The organism is Sphingopyxis sp. Root154, assembly GCF_001427105.1.
Taxonomy (GTDB): Bacteria; Pseudomonadota; Alphaproteobacteria; order Sphingomonadales; family Sphingomonadaceae; genus Sphingopyxis.
This window is the reverse complement of the sequence record NZ_LMGI01000003.1, coordinates 535,488-557,314: the sequence shown is the minus strand read 5'-3', so window position 1 is coordinate 557,314 and position 21,827 is coordinate 535,488. Positions and strand designations below refer to the sequence as shown.

The window sequence follows — 21,827 nt, the reverse complement described above, 5'->3', positions numbered from 1 at the left end:
CTTGCACCAAGGGCGCCGCGCCTTTAACCTTCGCGCCGAGGGGCTCGAAGGAGACTGTCGATGCGCTTTTCCATGTTGATCGCGGCGGCGACGCTTGCCTTCGCCGCGCCTCCCGCTGCGGCCCACCATGGCTGGTCGTCCTATGACGAGACCAAACCGGTCACCCTGACCGCGTCTTTCTCCGAATTGTCGTGGGGAAACCCGCATGGCAGCGCGAAGATGCGCTGGCAGGGCAAGGTCTGGGACGTCATATTGGCGCCGGTCGGCCGCATGGAAGCGCGCGGGCTGACGCGCGCGGAGATCGAGCCCGGCAAACGCGTTCGCCTGATCGGCTATCTTCGGCGCGACGGCACCGCCGAAATGCGGGTCGAGCGCGTGATGGTCGGCAAGAAGACAGTCGAGCTGCGCTGAGCGGGGCCGCATGGAGCCCATCCTGACCGCCGCCGCGGCGTGGCTCGACATGGCCGGCATCGGGCCGTGGTCGCGCGGATCGGCGCTGGCCTATCCCATTGCCAACACGCTGCACCTCTTGGGCCTTGTCATGCTCGTCGGCGGAATCGGCGTCGTCGACCTGCGGATCGTGGGTTTATGGCACAGGCTGCCGGTGGCGGAACTGTCGCGCGCGCTGACGCCGGTTGCCGTCGCCGGGCTGATCCTGATGGTGGCCAGCGGCGTGATCTTGTTCGCCGCCGACGGCGCTGCGCTGGCACGGTCGGCGATATTCGAACGGAAGCTGATCATCATCGCGGTCGCGCTGTCGAACGCCGCCGCCTTCCGGCTGATATGGCGCGCGCAGCTGTCGGAATCGGCAGGTACGGCACCCGCCGCAGCCCGCGCCATGGCCGCGGCCTCGCTGTTCCTGTGGCTCGCGGCGGGAGCGTCGGGCCGCTGGATCGCCTATAGCTGACATAGGGCGGACCTGCTGAGCGATCGCGCGCCACGGCCGTGAAAACGGTTCGGCGCCTGTCATAAATCTGGTAGGATGCGGCGGCAAGATCGGGGGATGAACCCGGCCTGCGGCGGGCGCATCCCATCGGACGTTTGACAGGGGAAAAGGTCATGAAAAGACAGATTGCCGGATCGACGATCATCGCGGCGATGCTGCTTGGTAGCATCGCGCCGGCCGCGGCGGAACCACCCTCGGACATATCCGACCTGCCCGGTTCGCGCGCCGCCGGCGCGGAAACCGCGATGGAATCGCGCGGATATGAGATGACGAAGACCAGCGGCGGCGCGCAATATTGGTGGAACAGCGGGACGAAGACTTGCGTCAGCGTCATCGTCTCCAACGGACGCTACGCCAACGTCGACAAGACCGATTCCGGCAACTGCGGCCATGGCGGCGGAGGCTCGGGTGCCGGGGCGGCGATTGCGGGCGTGGCGGCGATCGGCCTGATCGCGGCGCTCGCCAGTCACAAGAAAAAGCATGGCGATCATGGCGACGCCAATCACGACGGCGAATATTCGCGGGGCTATAATGACGGTCTATATGGCGGTCAGTATGACCGCAACGACAGCGAAGGCTATCACGACGGTTTCATGGCCGGCGAGGCCGAAGCGTCCAATCGTCGCGCCGCGAACCGCAGCTATGCGCGCGGCGGCCCCGACGCGGCCCGAACCGCGTGCGAACGCCGCGCCGATCAATATCAGAACGCGCCCGGCGGCAGCAGCGTCGCGGTCAGCCAGCGCAGCGGCCGCGGCGGCAACTATGTCTTCACGATGGCGACCGGCCATTATCGTTCGACCTGCACGGCTTCGTCGAACGGCCAGGTCATCGACATTTCGCCCTATTGATCCGCGTTGGGGGTGACGGACCGATCGTTACCCCCTATCCGCAGACAATGGCCCGCAAACAATATCACGGACTGCCGACGCCCGAGCAGATCCTTCGCTTCATCGAAGAGAGCAAGGACGCCGTCGGCAAGCGCGAGATCGCGAAGCATTTCGCGCTCCACGGCAACGACAAGATCGCACTGAAGGCGCTGCTCAAGGACATGACCGACGAGGGGCTCGTCGATCTCGCGCCCGGACGCGCGTTCCACAAACATGGTGGACTGCCGCGCGTCACAGTGCTGCGCGTCGCGGCGATCGAGGGCAGCAATGTCTGGGCGGTGCCCGAGCGCTGGGAAGCCGCCACACCGGCACCGCGCCTCCGCGTGATCGAGCAGGGTCGCAAAGGCGCGCTCGGCGTCGGCGACCGCATCCTCGCGCGCACCGAGGAACGCGGCACCGGCCATGTCGCGCACCCGATGAAGCGGCTTGAAGCGGGCGGAGAGACGGTGATCGGCGTGCTCGTCGAGGATATGGGGCCCGGCGGCAAGCCGATCCTGTGGCTGCGCCCCGCCGACAAGCGCGCGCGCTACGACTTCGCGGTTGCGGACAAGGGCGATGCCAATGTCGGCGATCTCGTCCGCGCCGAACTGACCGGGCGCGGCCCCGCGATCAAGGCCAAAGTCGTCGAGCGACTCGGCGATCCCTTCGCGCCGCGCGCGCTGAGCATGATTGCGATCGCACGCCACGAAATCCCGCATGTCTTCGGCGCCGAAACGCTGGCCGAGGCCGAGAAGGCAGCCAACCTGCCGCTCACTCCCGAGGGCCGCGAGGATTTGCGCGAACTGCCGATCGTCGCGATCGACCCGATCGACGCCCGCGACCATGACGATGCGGTCTGGGCCGAACCCGACACGGAGGGGCTAAACAAGGGCGGTTTCCGAGCGATCGTCGCGATTGCCGATGTCAGCTATTATGTCCGCCCCGACAGCGATCTCGACCGCGAAGCGCGGCGGCGCGGCAACAGCGTCTATTTCCCCGACCAGGTCGTCCCGATGCTCCCTGAAACATTATCGGCAGGCGTCTGCTCGCTGAAGGCGGGGCAGGACCGCGCCGCGATGGCCTGCCATCTCGTCATCGACAAGCATGGCAAGGTGACGTCTTGGAGATTCACACGCGCGCTCGTCCGGCTTCGCGCCAACATCGCCTATGAACATGCGCAGGCGGCCTATGATGCCGATGCGCCCCGCGACGAATGGGATGTCGATGTGCTCCCGATGCTCAAGAATCTGTGGGCCTGCTGGGCGCTGCTTGCCAAGGCGCGAGCGGCCCGCGCGCCGCTCGATCTCGATCTGCCCGAACGCCAGGTCATCCTCGACGAGCAGGGCGGCATCGCCGAGATCCGCGTTCGCGACAGGCTCGATTCGATGCGGCTGATCGAGGATTATATGATCGCGGCGAACGTCGCGGCGGCGAAGGCGCTCGAGGCGAAGAAATCGCCCGTGATGTACCGCATCCACGAGCCACCTAGCCGCGAAAAGCTCGTCAGCCTCAAGGACTATCTCGAAACCTTCGAACGGAGCTTCGCGCTCGGGCAGGTGATCACGCCAGCAGTCTTCAACCGCCTCATCGACGGGTTTTCCGAAGACGACCGGTTGCCCGAGATCATGCAGGCAATCCTGCGCAGCCAGACGCAGGCATATTACGGCCCCGCCAACGCCGGCCATTTCGGGCTCGCGCTCGGCAGTTACGCGCATTTCACGTCGCCGATCCGCCGCTACGCCGACCTGGTCGTCCACCGCGCGCTCGTCGACAGCTACAAACTCGAAGTGCCGGGCAAGCCCACGGGCCTGCCCGCGCGCACCGGGCTGGGCGAGGCCGACGCCAAGGGTCTGTCGCGCATCGGCGAGACGATCAGCGCGCTCGAACGCCGCGCGATGGAGGCCGAACGCGAAACCGTCGACCGCTATGTCGCGGCCTATCTGTCGACCAAGAAGGGCGAGATCGTTCAGGCGCGCATCACCGGGGTGCAGCCCTTCGGCTTCTTCGCGACGGTCGACGGGCTGGGCGGCGACGGGCTGGTGCCGGTCTCGACGCTCGGCAACGAACGCTTCTTCTACGACGAAGCCGCGCGCAGCCTCGATAGCGAACATGGCCGCGTCAGCTTCACGACCGGCCAGCGACTCGACCTCCGGCTGATGGACGCCAACCCGATCAGCGGCGCCTTGCGTTTCGAACTTCCCGATGCGCCCGAGGGCGGCTTCCGCAACCGCCCGCCGCGACGCGACGGGGTGAAAGGGAAGGGGACCGGGAAAGACGGAGCCGGCAAGCATATGGTCGGCAAGCGCGGGCGGCCGGCGAATATCAAACACAAGGGCAAGCGGCGCTAATGCATCCCTTCGTCATTCCCGCGAAAGCGGGAACCCAGCAGCAACGCCAGACTGGGTTCCCGCTTTCGCGGGAATGACCAGCTATTTGTTTGCCAGCGTCTGCAACAATACCGCGCTCTCCGCATCCGCCGGGAAAAACGCCTCGATCGCCAGTTCGGACAACGTGATATCCACCGGCGTTCCGAAAATGGTCACCGTCGACACAAAGCGAATTTGACCCATCGGCGTGTCGAGAATTAGCGGCACCGCAATACCATTCGCCGCGCTTCGTTGATGCTCGTCTTCCACGGCGGGATAGCCCGCAAGTTCCTCGCGCAGCGCGATCAGCCCGGCGTCGGCGCTCGCATCGATCTGGTGATCGAGCCGTTCGAGAAGATGCGCGCGCCATTCGCCCTGATTGACGATATGCGGCGCGAGCCCCTCCGGGTGGAGCGCAATGCGAAGCACGTTGACAGGCGGTTCGAACAGGTGCGGCGCGGCAAGCCCCGCGAGGATTGCGACGGCGCTGTTCGCCGCGACCATATTCCAATGCCGGTCGACCGCGAGCGCGGGGTAGGGCTCGTGCCCCTTCAGCACATGCTCGACGATCGCGCGCATCCCGGCCATTTCGGCGCTATCGAGCGGCCGTTCCTGATAGTCGGGAGCATAGCCCGCCGCGAGCAGCATCGCGTTGCGCGCGCGGTGCGGCACCTCGAGGCAGTCGGCGATTCGCTGCAACATCGCCGCGCTTGGCTTCGACCGCCCTGTTTCGATAAAGCTCAGGTGGCGCGTCGAAATCTCGGTATCGAGCGCGAGGTCCATCTGGCTCATCCGGCGGCGGGTGCGCCATTCGCGCAATTGCTCGCCCAGCGTCGCGACTTGCATGATCGTCTCCTTCATCCGGAGAGCTATACCTCCGCCTTCCTGTTTTCCATTACCTCCGGCGTAATCGACGCCATTCACTTTCGAGTCCAGTTTGAGGAGGTCGAAAGGAGAACCCATATGTCGATCCTCAACCTGAAGAACATCCTCGTCGCCGACGCCATCACCTGCGGAGGCGTTTTTGCCATCGGCCTGTTCGCCGCCGCACCCGTCGGCGCGCTGCTCGGGCTGCCCGAAAATATCGTCGCGATCGGTGGCTGGATCTGCCTCGCCGCCGCGCTGCTGATGATCGTCGCCGCGCGGCAGGCGGTGCCGAATCCGGCGCTGGTCAAGCTGATCGCAATCGGCAACCTCGGCTGGGTCGCGGCAAGTTCCGCGGTCGTCGCGACCTTTGCCGGGCAGATGACCGGCCTCGGCATCGCGGTCGTCATGGCGCAAGCCTTCGGCGTTCTCGGCTTTGCTATTCTCGAATGGAAAGACGCGGGCTCGCCGCGCAGCCTGGTCGTCTAACTCAATGCATCGAGCCGGGCGATATCGATCCCGCCCGGCACCAGCATCACCGGACAGGGAAGCGTCCCCGCATCCTGTCCGGTGAAATGCGCAACCAGCGGCCCCGGCGCGCCGCTCGCTGCCGTCGCGAGCACCAGCGCCGCGATCTCGTCGCTCGCGCCGATTACTTCGCGCACCACCTCGGCGGGTTTGCCCGACTTCACCATGATCTGCGGGGTGACGCCCGCTTCCTGCACCACCGCATCGGCGGCAGCGGCCACCAGTTCCTCGGCATGCTCGCGCGCTTCGGCTTCGATCGTCGCCTGGACACCACCGAACGCGACGAAATCCTGCGGCGGGATGATAGCCAGTACGATGACGCCGCCCCCCGTCCGCGCCGCACGCCGCGCGGCAAAACGCAGCGCCAGTGTCGCCTCCGGACTGTCGTCGATCACTACCAGATATGTCCGCATCACCCCGACCCCTCGTGTTTTTGCTTGGGGTAAAGAGTGCGTCACATTCGTATGAAACGCAAGTTGGCCCGCTAGACCTTGACCGACGCAAGGCTTATGGCGAGGAACAAACCGTAGCGGCAGGCGACGCCTGCGAGACTGACGCCCAAGGTTCAAGAGGGACACGCCTAACCATGCCAATCGAACTCAAAATGCCCGCCCTCTCGCCGACGATGGAGGAAGGCACCCTTGCCAAATGGCTGGTCAAGGAAGGCGACACGGTCAAATCGGGCGACCTGCTCGCCGAGATCGAAACCGACAAGGCGACGATGGAATTCGAAGCGATCGACGAAGGCATCGTCAGCCAGATATTGGTGCCCGAAGGCACCGACAATGTGAAGGTCGGCACCGTTATCGCAGTGATCGCGGGCGAGGGCGAAGATGCCGGAAGCGCGAAGGCTGCTCCGGCTCCCGCGCCGGCCCCGGCGGCGACTCCTGCCGCTGAACCGAAGGCCGAAGCGCCCGTCGCTGCGCCTGCGCCGACGCCCGCGGCGGCTCCGGCAGCCGCCCCCGCCGCGTCGGGCGACCGCATCAAGGCAAGCCCGCTTGCCAAGCGCCTCGCCGCCGAACAGGGCATCGACCTCAAGAGCCTGACCGGCACCGGCCCGGGCGGCCGCATAGTCAAGGCCGACCTTGAAGGCGCGCCCGCTGGCACCACGGCATCTGCCGCAACCGCCGCGCCGGCCCCCGCCGCCGCTGCTCCGGCGGCAACTCCTGCACCGGGGACTGCTGGTTCCATCCCCGATTTCGGCATCCCGCACGAGGATGAGAAGCTCAGCGGCATGCGCAAGACGATCGCGCGCCGCCTGACGGAATCGATGCAGCAATCGCCGCACATCTACCTGACCGTCGACATCCGCCTCGACGCGCTGCTCAAGCTGCGCGGCGAGCTCAACGCCAGCCTCGAAAGCCGCGGCGTCAAGCTCAGCGTTAACGACATGCTGATCAAGGCGCTCGCGGTCGCGCTCGAACGCGTGCCCGCATGCAACGTCAGCTTCGGCGGCGATGTGATGCGCCAGTACAAGCGCGCCGACATCTCGGTCGCGGTCAGCATCCCCGGCGGCCTGATCACCCCGATCATCGTCGATGCCGGCGGCAAGTCGATGTCGAAAATCTCGACCGAAATGTCCGAACTCGCGGCGAAAGCGAAGGAAGGCAAGCTCCAGCCCAATGAATATCAGGGCGGCACCGCCTCGATCTCGAACATGGGCATGATGGGGATCAAGCAGTTCACCGCGGTAATCAACCCGCCGCAGGGCATGATCATGGCGATCGGCGCGGGCGAAAAGCGGCCGTATATTGTCGACGACGCGCTCGCGATCGCAACCGTCATGTCGGCGACCGGCAGCTTTGACCACCGCGCGATCGACGGCGCCGACGGCGCGCTCTTGATGAAGACCTTCAAGGAGCTTGTCGAAAGCCCGCTGGGACTGGTGGCGTAAGATGGCTGACATCAATTACGACCTCATCGTCCTCGGCTCGGGGCCCGGCGGCTATGTCGCGGCGATCCGCGCCGCTCAACTGGGCCAGAAAACCGCGATCGTCGAGCGCGAGAATCTTGGCGGCATCTGCCTCAACTGGGGCTGCATCCCGACCAAGGCGCTGCTGCGCTCGGCCGAAATCTATCACTATATGCAGCATGCGGGCGATTACGGCCTCGTGGCGGCACAGATCAGCGCCGATATCGACGCGGTGGTGAAACGTAGCCGCGGCGTTGCGAAGCAGCTGAGCCAGGGCGTCGCCTTCCTGATGAAGAAGCACAAGATCACCGTCCATATGGGCGAGGGCAAGCTGACCGCGCCGGGCAAGCTCGAGGTCAAGGGCGAGAAGGGCACCGAGACCCTCACCGCCAAGAATATCATCGTCGCCACCGGCGCCCGCGCCCGCGACCTGCCGTTCGCCCCGGCCGACGGCAAGCGCATCTGGACCTATCGCCACGCGCTCGTCCCGCCCGAAATGCCCAAAAAGCTGCTTGTCATCGGATCGGGCGCGATCGGGATCGAGTTCGCGAGCTTCTACAGCGACATGGGCGTCGACGTCACCGTCGTCGAAATGCTCGACCGCCTCGTCCCCGTCGAGGACGCCGATGTGTCGGCTTTCCTTGAAAAGGCGCTCAAGAAGCAGGGTATGACGATCTTCACCGGCGCCGGCGTCGAGGAACTGAAAGCGACTGCTACAGGCGTCACCGCGAAGATCAAGACCAAGGAAGGCAAGACCGAAAGCGCCGAGTTCAGCCACGCGATCGTCGCGATCGGCATCGTCCCGAACACCGAGAATATCGGGCTCGAAGCGCTCGGCGTGAAGACAACCAAGGGCCATATCGACACCGACGCGATGTGCCGCACCAATGTCCCCGGCATCTGGGCGATCGGCGACGTCACCGCGCCGCCGTGGCTCGCGCACAAGGCGATGCACGAATCGGTGATTTCGGTCGAGGCGATCGCGGGCAACCATCCGCACGCGATGGACCCACGCAACATCCCCGGCTGCACCTATTGCCGCCCGCAGATCGCCAGCGTCGGGCTGACCGAGGCGAAGGCGAAGGAACTCGGCTACGAGGTCAAGGCCGGCACCTTCCCGTTCATCGGCAACGGCAAGGCGATTGCGCTCGGCGAGTCCGAGGGTTTCACCAAGACGGTGTTCGACGCGAAGACCGGCGAACTGCTCGGCGCACACATGATCGGCGCCGAGGTCACCGAACTGATCCAGGGCTATACGATCGGCAAGACCGCCGAGCTGGTCGAGGATGATTTCATCGGCACCGTCTTCCCGCATCCGACGCTCAGCGAAACGATGCATGAGGGTGTGCTGGCGGCATTCGGGCGTCCACTCCACATCTAGGGCCGGACGAGGCATCACCGCTTGAATCCGTCGATCCTTCATTTCTCCCGGACGGGCAGCATCCTCAAGATGCTGTTCTTTCTGGGGGTGGCGGCGATCGCCCTTGTGGTCGCTGGCCTGATGCACGTCGAGCGCGAGGCGCCACCGCAAAGCCTGCACCTCTCCGGCATGGAACTGCCTGCACCCGCACCGCACCGCGACCCGCTGGCGCCGTTCAAGATTCCCTTGCTGATCGTCGCGGGGGGCGTGTGCCTTTTCTACGCCGGCCGGCATGGCTTGCGAGCGGTAACCCGCGAGGTGGCGGCAAGGATCGAAGGCGGCCGCCTCCATCTCCATTCGAGCTACGGAGCGAAGGCCGACCCGTTGCCCGTCGAGGCGATCATCGACGCCATATTCGATCGCGCCGACCGTTTGCCGGGGGACGCCTCCGGATCGGCAAAACTCGGCGCCCGGCTGCGGCATGGTCTCTATCTTCGCTATCGCGCCGGTGGCGTGACCCGCGAACTCAGGCTGATCGACAACGATATCGACGGCGGGACGGAACAGCTACGTCACTTTGCGGCCCACCTCGATGCCTGGCGCCAATCGCGGCGCACACCGGAAGCGGCCGAAGGATGACGGGTACGTCTCGGCCACTGGCGGCATCAGCGGCGTTGATCGCCGCGACGATCCTGTTGGGCTTTGCGGTCGGTGCAGGCTGGACGCAGGCGGCCGATTGGCAGGTCTCGCACGCGCTGGCACTCCGCGTCGATGAAAGCGCCCCCGCCTTCATCGCTTTCATGCAATGGGCAAGCTGGATCGGGGGCGGCACGCCGCGCTGGATCATCGTGATCCTGCTCTGCGGGCTCGTCTGGCGCTGGTGCGGCCCGCGCTGCGCCGTCGCGCTCGGCGGTGCGTCGCTGCTCTCGAATCTCGCGTCTAGCCTTATGAAACTCGGCTTCGGCCGGGCGCGTCCCGACCTGATCGATCATCTCGACCATCAGACAAGCTATTCCTACCCCAGCGGCCACGCGACGAGCGCCGCGGCCGTCTATCTGCTCCTCGCCTGGCTCGCGCCGCCGCGCTGGCGCCCCTACGCCTGGACGCTCGCGGCGGCGATGATCATCCTCAACGGCTTCTCGCGCATCATGCTCGGCGTCCATTGGGCGAGCGACATCGCCGGCGGCACGATGCTCGGCACCGCCTTCGCGCTGCTTGGCGCCTGGTGGGTGGCAAGGCACAGGGCGGCCGCCTGACGCATTTTCCGCTGTCCTATTTCGCACCGCTTTGCCATCACGATAGCCGGGCACCAACAACGGGCGGGGTAAACATGCAATCGCGAGTGAAGTTAGGCAGTTTTCTGCGGGGAATCGCTTTGGGTTCGACGGCGCTTTTTGCCGCATCAATCGCCCCTGCAAAGGCACAGGACACGGCCGGACAGACCGTCATCACCGCGGCGCGCTATATCGACGTGCTCACCGGCAAGACGGTCGAGTTTCCCGCGATCTTCGTCGGCGCCGACGGCCGGATCACGAACATCGCCGACGCGCGCACCGTCCGCTGGGGATCGAACGTCAAACATATCGACCTTGGCGACAAGACGCTCGTCCCGGGCCTTATCGACATGCACGTCCATCTCGACGGCCCTGCCGACATCGGCGGCTATCGCGGGCTCGAATTCACCGACAGCTTCTGGGGCATGACCGCGGTCAAGAACGCCAACGACATGCTCGGCGCCGGCTTCACCACCGTGCGCAACGTCGGGTCGGACAACCGTAACGACATCGGGCTCAAGCAGGCGATCGACGCGGGCTATGCAACAGGGCCGCGCATCGTTCCTGCGGGCTATGCGCTCGGCGCGACCGGGGGGCATTGCGACAGCACCTTCCTGCCGCCCAGCCTCGAAAAGAAGGACGGCAAGGAAGAGGGGATCGGCGACACGCCCGAGGAACTGCGCTTCCAGGTTCGCCGCCAGCGCAAATATGGCGCCGAGGTGATCAAGGTCTGCGCGACCGGCGGGGTCTTTTCGCGTAACACCGAACCCGGCCAGTTGCAGGTCTCCGAAAAAGAACTCGCCGCCATCGCCGACGAAGCGCATCAATGGGGCCTTCGCGTCGCGGCGCATGCGCACGGCGCGTCGGGCATCCGCGCCGCGATCGCCGCGGGTATCGACACGATCGAGCATGTCAGCCTCGTCGACGACGAAGGCATCCGCATGGCGCTCGCGCGCAAGCAGCCGGTGTGGTTCTCGATGGATATCTACAACACCGAGTATACGCAGGCCGAAGGCGCGAAGAACGGCGTGCTCGAAGATAACCTCCGCAAGGACCGCGAAGTCGCGCAGATCCAGCGCGACAATTTCCGCAAGGCGGTGAAGGCCGGCGTGCGCATGGTGTTCGGCTCCGACGCCGGCGTCATGCCGCACGGGCAGGTCGGCGGCCAGTTCCGCGTCATGGTCGAATATGGGATGACGCCGCTGCAGGCGATCCAGGCCGCGACGAAGAACGCCGCCGAGGCGCTCGGCCGTGAGAAGGATGTCGGCGCGATCGCCGTAGGGCGCTACGCCGACATCGTTGCGGTCGACGGCAATCCGCTGACCGACGTGCGCCAGCTCGAAAGCGTCGACGCGGTGGTGAAGGGCGGGGTGCTCGTCAGGGGCAAATAGCCCCTACAGCACCAGCCGGTCGATGATCGCCTCGCGCATTTCGGGGGTGAAGTTCAGCACGGCCTCGGCATAGGTCGGGATATCGCCATGGTCGCGCCGCACCGTGGCAAGCGCGGCGTCGAGGTAGGCGGGGTTGACCGACATCAGGGCGCGGATCGCATCGTCGTGGATTTCGGCGCCGTAACGCGAGCGGATATGCGCCGCGCCCTGCGCGATGCGTTCCTCGATCTTGCCCGCGGTGTTGGTGAGGAGATAATCCTGCATCAGGTCATCTTCATGGACCCCGAGCAACCGGTGGACGATCGCGACGGCAAAGCCGGTGCGGTCCTTACCCGCAACGCAGTGGACGAGGCTGGGTGCGTCATATTCGGCGAGCGCGGCCAGATAGAGCCGCAGCGTCGCGACGAGCGCGGGGCGATAGGGCATGCCGGCATAAGTATCGATCATCCGCTCGCGTGCCGTCTCGACGTCGATCGTCCCGCCCGCCGCCTGCAGATGTGGTGCGAGCCCGGCGGTGATCCCGCCCGCGAACAGCACGCGCGCCGAGAAAGTCTCGGAGCGGCGGCACGGATGCAACTCGCGTTCGTCGTCGCCGCGCAGGTCGATCACCGTCTCGAGCCCCAGCGCATCGAGTGCGTCCAGATCATCGTCGGTCGCCGCCTCGTGGTGCGCCGAGCGCCACAGCGTCCCGTCGCGCAACCGCCCGCCACCCTCGACCGCGTAACCACCATAGTCGCGGAAATTGTGGACGCCGGCCAGTGACAGGACACGCTCGGCAATCATCATCATTCTCCTGTAAACACCGGGGGACGCTTTTCGACGAAGGCATTGATCGCCTCGCGGTTATCCGCGGTTTCGTGGACGATCGCCTGATAGGCTGCGCTCAATTCCAAAATATCGCTCATCCGGCTGTGCTGCGCTTCGCGCAGCAAACGCTTCGTCAGACGCAGCGCGCGCGGCGGGTTGCAGACGATCCGCTCGGCGATCGCGATTGCACGGTCGAGCAGCTCCGCATCGGGCACGACGTCGGTCACCAGACCATATTCCTTTGCCTGTGCCGCGTCAAAGCGGTCGCCCGTCAGGAAAAGTTCGGCAGCCCGCGCATAGCCGAGGACTTTCTGGAGCAGCCATGCCCCGCCGTCGCCGGGAACGATCCCGACCTTGATAAAGCTGCACGCGAATTTCGCGCTCTCCGCCGCGATGCGAATGTCGCAGGTGCAGGCGAGATCGCAGCCGAGCCCGATCGCATGGCCGTTGACCGCGGCGATCATCGGCACTTCACAATCCATAAGCGCGCGGATCACCGCCTGCACGCCCTTGCGGTAATTGGCGCGGGTGGAATCGGGCTGGTCGAGCACGCCGATGCCCTGGCGATCCTGCATGCCTTTGAGGTTGCCGCCGGCGCTGAACGCCTTGCCGCTACCGGTCAGTATGATCGCGCTGACGCCACGGTCGTCGCCGAGGGTACGGAGCGTATCGATGATGTCCTGGCAGTCTTCGTGCGTGCCGATCGCGTTCATGCTCTCAGGCTTGATCATCGTCAGGATCGCGATCTTGCCCCGCCGCTCGACACTCAGAAATTCGCCCATCTTCAATTATCCTTTGCTGCCTAACCAAAGCTATTGCATGGCTGGTGCGACATGCAAGGCTTTGCGCTCTATCCGTTCGATCCACCCGGCGACATTGCCGCACTGCGCGCCGATTTGCGGGCTTGGCTTGCGGTGAACCAGCCGCAGGATGACGTGGTGGCGCGGGCGAATTGCTGGGCAAGCTTCGATGCCGATTTCAGCCGCGCGCTCGGCACTGCCGGCTATGTCGGTATGACCTTGCCGGCGCGCTACGGCGGTGGAGACCACCACCCACTCGAACGTTATGTTGTGATCGAGGAGTTGCTCGCGGCCGGCGCCCCGGTTGGCGCGCATTGGATCGCCGACCGTCAGACCGGCCCCCTTATCCTGCGCTATGGCAGCGAAGAGCAGCGCGAGCGCTACCTGCCCGGCATCGCGAAGGGGGAGCTTTACGCCTGCATCGGTCTGTCTGAACCGGGTGCGGGCTCCGACCTCGCGGCGGTGCGAACGACTGCGCGTGAAACGGCGGAAGGTTGGCGGATCAACGGCCAGAAGATCTGGACCACCGGCGCGCACTTTTCGCAGATTATGCTCGCGCTCGTCCGCACCGAAGAGGGTAGTGAGCGGAACGCCGGGCTCAGCCAATTGCTGATCGACTTAGACACCCCCGGCATCACGATCCGTCCGATCATCGACATGGCGGGTCATCACGACTTCAACGAGGTCTTCTTCGACGATGTCCTCGTCCCGCATGGAGCCCTCATCGGCGAGCGGGGGCAGGGGTGGAAACAGGTCACCGCCGAACTCGGCCTCGAGCGGTCGGGTCCCGAACGCTATCTGTCGAGTCACGCGCTCCTCGTTGCGCTGATCGATGCCGCGGGCTCCGACCCCGATCCGGCGCTCGCGACTTTGATCGGCGAACTCACCGCTGAAATGTGGACGCTGCGCCAACTGTCGATGTCGACCGCGGCCAAGCTCGCGGCGGGCGAGGACCCGATGGTCGAGGCGTCGGTGGTCAAGGAACTTGGCAATGCCTTCGAACAGGAGATGCCGCGCCGCGTGCAGGCGATCGTCGACTGCGCTTGGGCCGATGATGATGATCTTGCGAAACTTCTCCGCGCCCTCCTCATCGCATCACCCAGCTTCTCGCTGCGTGGTGGAACGCGTGAAGTGATCCGCGGGATCATCGCACGCGGACTGGGCCTGCGATGAGCGCGGCGCGCGACCTGCTCTGCGACACCGCGCGCGCGGTCTTCGCCGAGGCCGCGACCGCAGGCATCGCGCCGGTCGAGGAGGCGGGATTCGGGCTGTTGCTCGTGCCGGAAGAGCAGGGCGGTTTTGGCGGCGACTGGGGCGATGCGAATGCGGTGTTACAGATCGCAGGCGTGCTGGCTCCCGATCTTCCGGTCGCCGAACTGATCGCCGTTGAAACCCTGCAACCCGCAGCGACCGTGAGCCTGATGGCGGGCGCAATGGGGCAGGCGCTTGCGCTCTCGATCGACCATGTGAACACCCGCCAACAATTCGGCCGGCCACTCGGTAAGTTTCAGGCGGTGCAGCAATCGCTCGCCGTGATGGCGTGCGAAGTGCGCGCGGTCGAAGCCGCAGCATCGGCGCTCGCGACGCGGCTCGACGCCCTGGAGCTCGATGCAGCCGTCGCGGATTTCGAAATCGCGGCGGCGAAGTTGCGCGCAAACCGCGCGGTCGGGGTTGTCACCGCCATCGCACACCAAGTGCATGGCGCTATCGGCTTCACCGAGGAATATGACCTCCACCGCGTCACCGTGCCGTTGATGCGCTGGCGTGGCGCCCACGGCAACGACGCTTATTGGGCGCAGCGGCTCGGCCGCCAAGTGGCGGACCTCGGCGGGCGCAGTCTCTGGGAAACGATGACCGCGCGCGGCGCCTGAGCCCTAACGCACCGCGCCGCCGTCGCGTAGCTCGGCGATTTTTCCTGCATCATAGCCAAGACCCGCGAGCACCGCTTCGCTATCGGCACCGACTGCGGGCGCCGGACGCGGCTTGTCATTGACGCTCGCCGAATAACGCGGTGCGGGGGCGGGCTGCACAGCCCCACCGACCGTGAGGAAGGTTTCGCGCTCGACATTATGCGGATGCTGGGGTGCTTCGCTCAGCGACAGGATCGGCGCGAAGCAGACGTCGGTCATTTCCATGATCGCGCACCATTCGTCGCGCGTCTTTGTTGCGAACAACGCGGTCAGTTTTTCCTTCAGCGGACCCCATTGCGCGGGATCCATTTGCGCATCGAAGTCGGCATCGTCGGTGAGGCCGGTCTTCTCGCGCAGTAGCGCATAGAATTGCGGTTCGATCGACCCGACCGAGATATATTTGCCGTCGGCGCAGGCGTAGCTGTCATAGAAATGCGCGCCGCCGTCGAGCATGTTGACCCCGGCCTGATCCTGCAGCCTCCCGGCCGCATGGAACCACCAGCTCATACCCGCGAGCAGCGCCGAGCCGTCGGTCATCGCACAATCGATCACCTGACCCTCACCGGTGCGCGCGGCGTGGACAAGCGCGCTCGACATGCCGAAGGCCAGCATCATCCCGCCACCGCCGAAATCGCCGACATAATTGGCCGGCGGCACCGGCTTTTCGCCCGCACGCCCGATGCCGTGGAGTACGCCCGACAGCGAGATGTAATTGATGTCGTGCCCGGCCGCCTGCGCATAGGGGCCGAACTGACCCCAGCCGGTCATGCGGCCGTACACAAGCTTAGTATTGTCGGCGAGCAGCACCTCGGGCCCAAGTCCCAGCCGCTCCATCACCCCCGGCCGATAGCCCTCGATGATCCCGTCGGCGCTTCTGCAAAGATCGCGCGCGATCTGCACCGCCTCCGGCTTTTTCATGTCGAGCACGATCGAGGTGCGATTGCGGCTCAGCGGGTCGCGCGGATCCATGAAGCCGCCGGGGCGATCGATGCGGATCACCTCGGCGCCATGGTCGGCCAGCATCATGCCGCAAAAGGGTCCGGGACCGATGCCCGCAAACTCGATGATCCTGATACCCTTCAGCGGCCCGGTCATATGATTCTCCTGTCGCTCAGATACGTTCGATGATGATCGCGGGCGCCATGCCGCCGGCGGCGCACATCGTCACGAGGCCATAGCGGCCGCCCGATCGTTCGAGTTCGTCGAGCGCGGTGCCGATCAGGATCGACCCGGTGGCGCCGATCGGATGGCCGAGCGCCATCGCGCCACCGTTGATGTTCACCTTCTCGCGGTCGAGATCGAGATCGCGAATGAACTTCTCGGCAACGACCGAGAAGGCCTCGTTGATTTCCCAGACGTCGATGTCTTCCTTCTTGAGACCCGCCTTTTCGAGCACCTTTTTCGCGGCCGGGACGGGGGCGTTGAGCATCAGCGTCGGATCGTCGCCGATATTGGCATAGGCGACAACGCGCGCACGCGGTTTCAGGCCGTGCTTGTCAGCATAGTCCTTCGATGTCAGCAGCAGCGCCGCGGCGCCGTCGACGACTCCCGACGAATTGCCCGCGTGATGGAAATGCTGGATTTCGACATCGGGATAGCGCCGGTTGACCTGTTTGCGAAAGGTGAAACCGCCGCCGAGGTCGAAATCGGCAAGGCCGGTGAAAGCGGGCTTCAGCGAAGCGAGGCCTTCGGCGGTCGTTTCGGGCCGCGGGAACTCCTCATGGTCGAGCGCGACGCTGCCATCGGTATTGAGAACCGGCACCACCGACCTAACGAAACGGCCTTCCCTGATCGCGCGGTCGGCGCGCTGCTGGCTGACGAGCGCGAGCGCGTCGAGCGCCTCGCGGCTGATCCCTTCGATCGTCGCGATGGCATCGCCGCAGACACCCTGGTGCGACTGCGGATGCAATTCGTCGAGCGCTTCATGCCCTGAACCCATAAGGCGCGGCGGGAGGCCGGCATTGGCCTGCTCGGCCGCATGGGCGGTCGTATAGCTCATCATCTCGGTGCCGCCTGCGATGACGCAATCTTCCATACCGCTCATCACGCTCGCCGCGGCGAAATTGACCGAGCTGATCCCGCCTCCACAAAAACGATCGAGCGTCGTGCCCGATGCCTTCGTATCATAGCCCGCCGACAGCGCCGCCATACGGCCAAGGTCGCCGCCCTGCTTGCCATTCTGGCTCGACGTCGACCAGACGATGTCGTCGACGGTCGCAGTATCGAGATTGTTGCGGTCGCGGATCGCGGCGAGCACGGTCGCAGCGAGATGCTGCGGGTGAAGGTGCGACAACGCGCCTTTGCCGGGCTTGCCGATCCCGCGCGGGGTGCGGACGGCGTCGATGATATAGGCTTCGGCCATGAGAATATTCCTTTCGGTCGGGGAGTTAGCGGGGGGCCATGCGACCACCCCGAGTTTTAACGAGGGGCCATTCTGATCGCGCCGTCGAGGCGCACCGCCTGGCCGTTGAAATAGGTGTTGCGAACCATCTCCATCGCAAGGCTTGCATATTCCTCTGCCTTGCCGAGGCGCTTGGGGAAGGGGACCGAGGCTTCGAGACTCTCTTTCACCTTCGGGTTCATATTGCCGAGTAGCGGGGTTCCGAACACGCCGGGCATAATCGAATTGACCCGGATGCCGACGTCCATCAGGTCGCGCGCCATCGGCAGGACGAGGCCATTCACCCCGGCCTTGGCCGATCCATAGATGACCTGCCCGATCTGCGCGTCCTGCGCGGCGACCGATGCGGTGAAGATGATCGCGCCGCGCTCACCGTCGTCGAGTTCGGGAAGGCTCGCCATACCTTCGGCGGCGATCGATCCGATGCGATAGCTCGCGGTCAAAATACCCGCGACGCCGAACGCGTAATCCTCGGTCGGGGTGCGGCGGAACTTGCCCGTTTCCTTATCATAAGCGAGCGTCTTGCCGCGGCGCGAGGTCATCGCGCAATGGACGCATACGCGTTCCTGCCCATGCGCGGCGCGCGCCTTGGCGTAGCCATCCAAGACCGACTGCTCGTCGGTGATGTCGACGTGCACGAACAGCCCGCCGATCGACGTCGCGACTTCCTCGCCGAGCGCGTCGTTGATGTCGAAGATCGCGACCTTCACGCCCGATGCGGCCAGCGCTTCGGCGGTGGCGCGGCCGAGACCCGATGCGCCGCCGGTGACAACTGCCGAAATAGTGGAATCGATTTTCATGGGCGCGCCTCCTCAGGCCGGAATCTGGTTGAACGGAATGCCCTTGTCGGGACGATGGTCCTGCGGCAGCCCGAGGACTTTTTCGGCGATGGTATTGAGCAACGTCTCGTCGGACCCGCCCGCGATGCGGCCGGTGGGGGCGTTGATCCAGCTCGACGCCCAATCCTCCTTCTGCGACGCATGTTCGTCGAAGAGGAAGCCGTCGCTGCCTTGCAGGTCGATCGCAAGCTCCGACAGCTTCTGCCTCGAACGCACCGCGACCAGCTTGTTGAGCGAGCCCTCGGGTCCCGGCATCATACCCGCCTGCATCATCAGCCGCGCACGCACATTGATCGAATCGAGCCCCGACCGCATCGCATGGTTGCGCGCGATCTGCTGCCGGATGCGGCCGTCCTCGATCGCGGGGCGGCCGTTGAGCTGCACATCTTTCGCCAGTTCGACGAACAGGTCGAGATGCGGGCCGAAACCCGCGCTGTCGGTCGCGACATAGCGTTCGATCATCAGAGTCGCGATCGCAACGGCAAAACCGCCGCCGACAGGCGACATGCGGTGATCGTCGGTGATCTTCACATCGTCGAAGAACACCTCGTTGACATGGCTGTCGCCACCCGCGAGCTTGATCGGACGCACGGTAACCCCCGGCGCCTTCATATCGACCCAGAAGTAAGTGAGCCCCTTGTGTTTCGGCACATTGGGATCAGTGCGGACGACGATTACGCCATAATCGCTATAATGCGCCCAGCTCGTCCACACCTTCTGCCCGTTGATCTTCCACCCATTGCCGTCGGGTTCGGCCTTGGTGCGCAGCCCCGCAAGGTCCGAGCCGCCTGAAGGTTCGGAGAAAAGCTGGCACCAGATTTCCTCGCCCTGCAGCGCCTTCAGAACGCGTTCCTTGACGAACTCCTTGTCGCTGCCGAACTGCATCAGCACCGGCACCGGCATGCCGAGCGAAATGCCGAAATAGAAACTTGGAAAGCCGTGCTTCATTTCCTCGGCATCAAAGGTGACCTTTTCGAGGTGGCCGAGGCCCTGGCCGCCATATTCGGTCGGCCAATTGATGCCGGCATAACCCGCGTCGAACTTCGCCTTCTGATAGCGGCGGCCGAGCGCGAGATCGTCGGCTTCCGACAGGCCCTTGCGCGCGTCGCGCCCAAAGGTTGGCTCCATCGAGGCCAGCCACCCTGCGGCCTTGGCGCGATAGCCTTCGAGATCACTCATGCCGCTTCTCCCGCAAGCTGGTCGACGAGGACATCCTCCCAGAACAAGCCGCTGCCTTGCTCGATCGCGAGGCTGCGTGCGCGGCGCATATGGAGGTGTAGGCCGATCTCCCATGTCACGCCGATGCCGCCATGGATCTGGATGCAATCGCGCGCCGCGGTGTCATAGGCCTCGGTCGCCGACAGGCGCGCGGCGGCGGCGGCAGTGATGAAATCGGGGGCGCCTTCGCGTGCTGCAGCGTGGATGCAGTTCGCGCGCGCCAGTTCGACGAGGCCGTAAAGTTCGGCGATCCGATGCTTCACCGACTGGAAGGCGCCGATCGGCTGGCCGAACGCCTTACGCGTCAGTGCATAGTCGCGCGCAATTTCCATCAGCGCCTCGGCGCCGCCGGTCTGCTCGTGCGCGGTGACGACCGACTGCAATGCCAGGATACGAAGTGCCGCATCGCGCGCCGCGCTACCGATCGCGAGCATTTCGGCCGGAGCGCCGGAAAAGCTGAGGTCGGCGACCAAACGGCTGTTGTCGAAGCTTGGAACCGCAGAGCGCTGAACGTCGCCCAGATCGACAAGCGCGAGCACCGGCATGCCCTGGCCGTTCGCAAAGACGATCGCGACGTCGGCGGCCAGCCCGGCCGGAACGCCACGCATCCCGCCTTCGATCCGGTCGCCGGCGAAGGTCAGGTCGGGCTGGCGCGGCAGCGCGTCAGGACCCGCCGCAAAAGCGATTGCACCGATAAGTTCGCCGCTCGCCAGCCCCGGTAGCCAGCGCGCCTTTTGCGCGTCCGATCCGAAAAGCTCGATCGCTTTCGCCGCGCCGAAACTTGATGTCAGAAACGGCGCGCCGCTGATGCTGCGCCCCGCCTGATGCGCGATCAATCCCAGCTCGATCAGGCCAAGGCCCAGCCCACCATCGGCTTCAGGAAGCGCGAGCGCGGTCCAGCCCTGTTCCTTCGCGGTATCCCAGAAGGGGCGATGATATTCGCCGACCGTTTCGAGAAGCGGCAGCAACGCGTCCTTGTCAACTCGCGCCTCCAATACGCGTCGCGATTCGGTCGCGATCGCCTGCTGGCCTTCGTCATAGAGGATCGTCATGCGCGCACCCGTCCTTCTCCCATTATCTCGTTCCGACCAGTGAACCGGACGTTGACGTAAACGTCAAGCACTTTGACGCTACGCCTTTCTACCGCAACTGATGGTCGTATCAGGCGCGCCCGGCTTTCCAGTCGCGGCGGATTTTCTTCGCGAGGCTCCATTTGTGGACCTCGGTCGGGCCGTCATAGATGCGGAAGGCGCGAACCTCGCGAAAGACCTGTTCGACGATCGTCTTGTCGGTGACCCCGGTGCCGCCCATCACCTGTACACAGCGATCGGCGATCCGCATCAGCGCCTCGGACACCGCAACCTTCGCCATCGAGCTTTCGACCGTGCCGAGCGATCCGGTGTCGAGCACCGACGCGCACCAGTCGATCATCAGCTCGGCCTGCTTCAGGTCAATCATATTCTCGGCGAGCATGAAGCCGACGCCCTCATGGTCGATCAATGGCTTGCCGAATGCTTCGCGGCGGTTGGCGTAATCCGTCGCGATCTCGTGCGCGCGGATGCACGCGCCGAGCCAGCGCATGCAATGCGACAGGCGGGCAGGGGACAGGCGTACCTGCGCATAGCGGAAGCCTTCGCCAGCCTCGCCCAGCATCTGGTCAGCGGGCACGCGCAGATTGTCGATCGTCAGCGTCGCATGGCCGCCGGGCATCGAACTGTCGATCGTGTTCGGCACATCGTCGATACGGATCGCCGGATCGGGCAGGTCCACGAGGAACATGCACGCGCCCTGTTCGGACTTCGCCATTACGATGCCGACGCGCGCACCCTGCGCGCCGGTAATGAAGGTCTTGCGGCCGTTCACCACCCAATGATTGCCGTCGAGATGGCACGTCGTCTTCATCATCGACGGGTCGGACCCCGCACCGCCGTCCTCGGCCGGCTCGGTCATGAAGAAGGCCGAGCGGACGCGGCCTTCGACCATCGGCTTCAAAAAGCGCTCCTTGAGTTCGGGGCTGCCTTCCTTGCCGAGAAGGTACATATTGCCCTCATCGGGCGCCATCGTGTTGCACGCGAGCGGGCCGAGCGGCGACAGGCCGCTCTTGATGAGCACGACCGCGGTCTCGCGCTGGTTCAAATGATCGCCGTCGCCAAGGATGTGCGGGGTCAGCACGCCCGCCGCGCGCGCGTGCTCGCGCATTTCCATGACGAGTTCGTCGGTTGGGGCGTTATGATGGTCACGGCGCGGATCCTTCTCAAAAGGGACCACCGTCTCACGGACGAACGTTTCGACCTTTGCGGCGATGGCCAGCGCCCGATCCGATATGCCTTCGCCCGCCGTCATTT

At 65.2% G+C, this 21,827-nt stretch carries 22 protein-coding genes; 12 read left to right on the top strand and 10 right to left on the bottom strand.

The window, feature by feature from the left end; all coding sequences use genetic code 11:
- The first annotated feature begins 60 nt into the window (after positions 1–60).
- From ASD73_RS18185 to ASD73_RS18170, 4 genes are all read left to right on the top strand, one after another.
- Positions 61–411 carry a DUF6152 family protein gene (locus ASD73_RS18185; protein ID WP_056374623.1) on the top strand — a complete coding sequence of 117 codons (351 nt, stop codon included), beginning with the start codon at positions 61–63 and terminating at the stop codon, positions 409–411.
- Between the two features lie 10 nt (positions 412–421).
- The gene (locus ASD73_RS18180; RefSeq protein ID WP_056376120.1) at positions 422–907 is read left to right on the top strand and encodes a DUF6644 family protein; all 486 of its coding nucleotides are present in this window, start codon (positions 422–424) and stop codon (positions 905–907) included.
- 152 nt (positions 908–1,059) lie between these two features.
- A complete protein-coding gene (locus ASD73_RS18175; protein WP_056374619.1) occupies positions 1,060–1,794 on the top strand; it encodes a hypothetical protein in 735 nt (244 codons plus the stop codon).
- A gap of 47 nt (positions 1,795–1,841) precedes the next feature.
- A complete protein-coding gene (locus ASD73_RS18170) occupies positions 1,842–4,160 on the top strand; it encodes a ribonuclease R family protein (RefSeq protein ID WP_056374616.1) in 2,319 nt (772 codons plus the stop codon).
- A gap of 81 nt (positions 4,161–4,241) precedes the next feature.
- Here ASD73_RS18170 and ASD73_RS18165 read toward each other — a convergent pair whose 3' ends face one another.
- On the bottom strand, positions 4,242–5,024 hold the full coding sequence (locus ASD73_RS18165) for a helix-turn-helix domain-containing protein (RefSeq protein WP_056375251.1): 783 nt from the start codon (positions 5,022–5,024) through the stop codon (positions 4,242–4,244).
- On the opposite strand from ASD73_RS18165, the gene ASD73_RS18160 reads away from it, so the two are divergent.
- Positions 4,998–5,531, top strand: a complete 534-nt coding sequence (locus tag ASD73_RS18160; RefSeq protein WP_156407337.1) for a hypothetical protein — start codon at positions 4,998–5,000, stop codon at positions 5,529–5,531. The genes ASD73_RS18165 and ASD73_RS18160 overlap by 27 nt on opposite strands.
- Here ASD73_RS18160 and ASD73_RS18155 read toward each other — a convergent pair.
- Positions 5,528–5,983 (bottom strand): universal stress protein, encoded by a 456-nt coding sequence (locus tag ASD73_RS18155; RefSeq protein WP_056374612.1) that lies wholly within the window; start codon positions 5,981–5,983, stop codon positions 5,528–5,530. The genes ASD73_RS18160 and ASD73_RS18155 overlap by 4 nt on opposite strands.
- A gap of 173 nt (positions 5,984–6,156) precedes the next feature.
- Here ASD73_RS18155 and ASD73_RS18150 point away from each other — a divergent pair, with 173 nt between their 5' ends.
- The 5 genes from ASD73_RS18150 (at position 6,157) to ASD73_RS18130 (ending at position 11,507) form a co-directional block, all read left to right on the top strand.
- The gene (locus tag ASD73_RS18150) at positions 6,157–7,464 is read left to right on the top strand and encodes a pyruvate dehydrogenase complex dihydrolipoamide acetyltransferase (protein ID WP_056374611.1); all 1,308 of its coding nucleotides are present in this window, start codon (positions 6,157–6,159) and stop codon (positions 7,462–7,464) included.
- A 1-nt stretch (position 7,465) separates the two neighbouring features.
- A complete protein-coding gene (lpdA, locus tag ASD73_RS18145) occupies positions 7,466–8,863 on the top strand; it encodes a dihydrolipoyl dehydrogenase (protein ID WP_056374609.1) in 1,398 nt (465 codons plus the stop codon).
- A gap of 21 nt (positions 8,864–8,884) precedes the next feature.
- The gene (locus ASD73_RS18140) at positions 8,885–9,481 is read left to right on the top strand and encodes a hypothetical protein (RefSeq protein WP_056374607.1); all 597 of its coding nucleotides are present in this window, start codon (positions 8,885–8,887) and stop codon (positions 9,479–9,481) included.
- Positions 9,478–10,098, top strand: a complete 621-nt coding sequence (locus tag ASD73_RS18135) for a phosphatase PAP2 family protein (RefSeq protein ID WP_082521677.1) — start codon at positions 9,478–9,480, stop codon at positions 10,096–10,098. Before ASD73_RS18140 ends, ASD73_RS18135 begins: the two co-directional genes overlap by 4 nt.
- A gap of 74 nt (positions 10,099–10,172) precedes the next feature.
- Positions 10,173–11,507 (top strand): Xaa-Pro dipeptidase, encoded by a 1,335-nt coding sequence (locus ASD73_RS18130; RefSeq protein ID WP_056375249.1) that lies wholly within the window; start codon positions 10,173–10,175, stop codon positions 11,505–11,507.
- A 3-nt stretch (positions 11,508–11,510) separates the two neighbouring features.
- Here the strand turns inward: ASD73_RS18130 and ASD73_RS18125 are convergent, their stop codons facing one another.
- Entirely contained in the window at positions 11,511–12,290 is a 780-nt protein-coding gene (locus ASD73_RS18125; protein WP_056375247.1) for a tyrosine-protein phosphatase, read from the bottom strand.
- A 2-nt stretch (positions 12,291–12,292) separates the two neighbouring features.
- Positions 12,293–13,096: a crotonase/enoyl-CoA hydratase family protein gene (locus ASD73_RS18120; RefSeq protein ID WP_056374603.1), complete on the bottom strand. Its 804-nt coding sequence runs from the start codon at positions 13,094–13,096 to the stop codon at positions 12,293–12,295.
- A gap of 51 nt (positions 13,097–13,147) precedes the next feature.
- On the opposite strand from ASD73_RS18120, the gene ASD73_RS18115 reads away from it, so the two are divergent.
- Both ASD73_RS18115 and ASD73_RS18110 read left to right on the top strand, forming a co-directional pair.
- Positions 13,148–14,287 (top strand): acyl-CoA dehydrogenase family protein, encoded by a 1,140-nt coding sequence (locus tag ASD73_RS18115; RefSeq protein WP_056374601.1) that lies wholly within the window; start codon positions 13,148–13,150, stop codon positions 14,285–14,287.
- A complete protein-coding gene (locus ASD73_RS18110; protein ID WP_056374598.1) occupies positions 14,284–14,985 on the top strand; it encodes an acyl-CoA dehydrogenase family protein in 702 nt (233 codons plus the stop codon). Before ASD73_RS18115 ends, ASD73_RS18110 begins: the two co-directional genes overlap by 4 nt.
- Before the next feature lie 3 nt (positions 14,986–14,988).
- Here the strand turns inward: ASD73_RS18110 and ASD73_RS18105 are convergent, their stop codons facing one another.
- The 6 genes from ASD73_RS18105 to ASD73_RS18080 all read right to left on the bottom strand — a co-directional run bounded on the left by ASD73_RS18105 (position 14,989) and on the right by ASD73_RS18080 (position 21,825).
- Complete coding sequence (locus ASD73_RS18105; protein WP_056374596.1) at positions 14,989–16,119, bottom strand: CaiB/BaiF CoA transferase family protein; 1,131 nt, start codon at positions 16,117–16,119, stop codon at positions 14,989–14,991.
- A 16-nt stretch (positions 16,120–16,135) separates the two neighbouring features.
- On the bottom strand, positions 16,136–17,386 hold the full coding sequence (locus ASD73_RS18100; RefSeq protein ID WP_056374594.1) for an acetyl-CoA C-acetyltransferase: 1,251 nt from the start codon (positions 17,384–17,386) through the stop codon (positions 16,136–16,138).
- 56 nt (positions 17,387–17,442) lie between these two features.
- Positions 17,443–18,225: an SDR family NAD(P)-dependent oxidoreductase gene (locus ASD73_RS18095; RefSeq protein ID WP_056374592.1), complete on the bottom strand. Its 783-nt coding sequence runs from the start codon at positions 18,223–18,225 to the stop codon at positions 17,443–17,445.
- A gap of 12 nt (positions 18,226–18,237) precedes the next feature.
- On the bottom strand, positions 18,238–19,443 hold the full coding sequence (locus ASD73_RS18090) for an acyl-CoA dehydrogenase family protein (protein WP_056374590.1): 1,206 nt from the start codon (positions 19,441–19,443) through the stop codon (positions 18,238–18,240).
- Entirely contained in the window at positions 19,440–20,534 is a 1,095-nt protein-coding gene (locus ASD73_RS18085; protein WP_056374588.1) for an acyl-CoA dehydrogenase family protein, read from the bottom strand. Before ASD73_RS18085 ends, ASD73_RS18090 begins: the two co-directional genes overlap by 4 nt.
- 109 nt (positions 20,535–20,643) lie before the next feature.
- Entirely contained in the window at positions 20,644–21,825 is a 1,182-nt protein-coding gene (locus ASD73_RS18080) for an acyl-CoA dehydrogenase family protein (RefSeq protein WP_056374586.1), read from the bottom strand.
- Positions 21,826–21,827 lie beyond the last annotated feature (2 nt).

Coding starts and splice junctions, on each gene's coding strand:
- ASD73_RS18120 (WP_056374603.1), bottom strand. CDS start 13,096: ATGGGCGAATTTCTGAGTGTCGAGCGGCGGGGCAAGATCGCGATCCTG.
- ASD73_RS18150 (WP_056374611.1), top strand. CDS start 6,157: ATGCCAATCGAACTCAAAATGCCCGCCCTCTCGCCGACGATGGAGGAA.
- ASD73_RS18090 (WP_056374590.1), bottom strand. CDS start 19,443: ATGAGTGATCTCGAAGGCTATCGCGCCAAGGCCGCAGGGTGGCTGGCC.
- ASD73_RS18135 (WP_082521677.1), top strand. CDS start 9,478: ATGACGGGTACGTCTCGGCCACTGGCGGCATCAGCGGCGTTGATCGCC.
- ASD73_RS18165 (WP_056375251.1), bottom strand. CDS start 5,024: ATGCAAGTCGCGACGCTGGGCGAGCAATTGCGCGAATGGCGCACCCGC.
- ASD73_RS18110 (WP_056374598.1), top strand. CDS start 14,284: ATGAGCGCGGCGCGCGACCTGCTCTGCGACACCGCGCGCGCGGTCTTC.
- ASD73_RS18100 (WP_056374594.1), bottom strand. CDS start 17,386: ATGGCCGAAGCCTATATCATCGACGCCGTCCGCACCCCGCGCGGGATC.
- ASD73_RS18095 (WP_056374592.1), bottom strand. CDS start 18,225: ATGAAAATCGATTCCACTATTTCGGCAGTTGTCACCGGCGGCGCATCG.
- ASD73_RS18130 (WP_056375249.1), top strand. CDS start 10,173: ATGCAATCGCGAGTGAAGTTAGGCAGTTTTCTGCGGGGAATCGCTTTG.
- ASD73_RS18115 (WP_056374601.1), top strand. CDS start 13,148: ATGCAAGGCTTTGCGCTCTATCCGTTCGATCCACCCGGCGACATTGCC.
- ASD73_RS18175 (WP_056374619.1), top strand. CDS start 1,060: ATGAAAAGACAGATTGCCGGATCGACGATCATCGCGGCGATGCTGCTT.
- ASD73_RS18085 (WP_056374588.1), bottom strand. CDS start 20,534: ATGACGATCCTCTATGACGAAGGCCAGCAGGCGATCGCGACCGAATCG.
- ASD73_RS18180 (WP_056376120.1), top strand. CDS start 422: ATGGAGCCCATCCTGACCGCCGCCGCGGCGTGGCTCGACATGGCCGGC.
- ASD73_RS18185 (WP_056374623.1), top strand. CDS start 61: ATGCGCTTTTCCATGTTGATCGCGGCGGCGACGCTTGCCTTCGCCGCG.
- lpdA (WP_056374609.1), top strand. CDS start 7,466: ATGGCTGACATCAATTACGACCTCATCGTCCTCGGCTCGGGGCCCGGC.
- ASD73_RS18080 (WP_056374586.1), bottom strand. CDS start 21,825: ATGACGGCGGGCGAAGGCATATCGGATCGGGCGCTGGCCATCGCCGCA.
- ASD73_RS18155 (WP_056374612.1), bottom strand. CDS start 5,983: ATGCGGACATATCTGGTAGTGATCGACGACAGTCCGGAGGCGACACTG.
- ASD73_RS18170 (WP_056374616.1), top strand. CDS start 1,842: ATGGCCCGCAAACAATATCACGGACTGCCGACGCCCGAGCAGATCCTT.
- ASD73_RS18125 (WP_056375247.1), bottom strand. CDS start 12,290: ATGATTGCCGAGCGTGTCCTGTCACTGGCCGGCGTCCACAATTTCCGC.
- ASD73_RS18105 (WP_056374596.1), bottom strand. CDS start 16,119: ATGACCGGGCCGCTGAAGGGTATCAGGATCATCGAGTTTGCGGGCATC.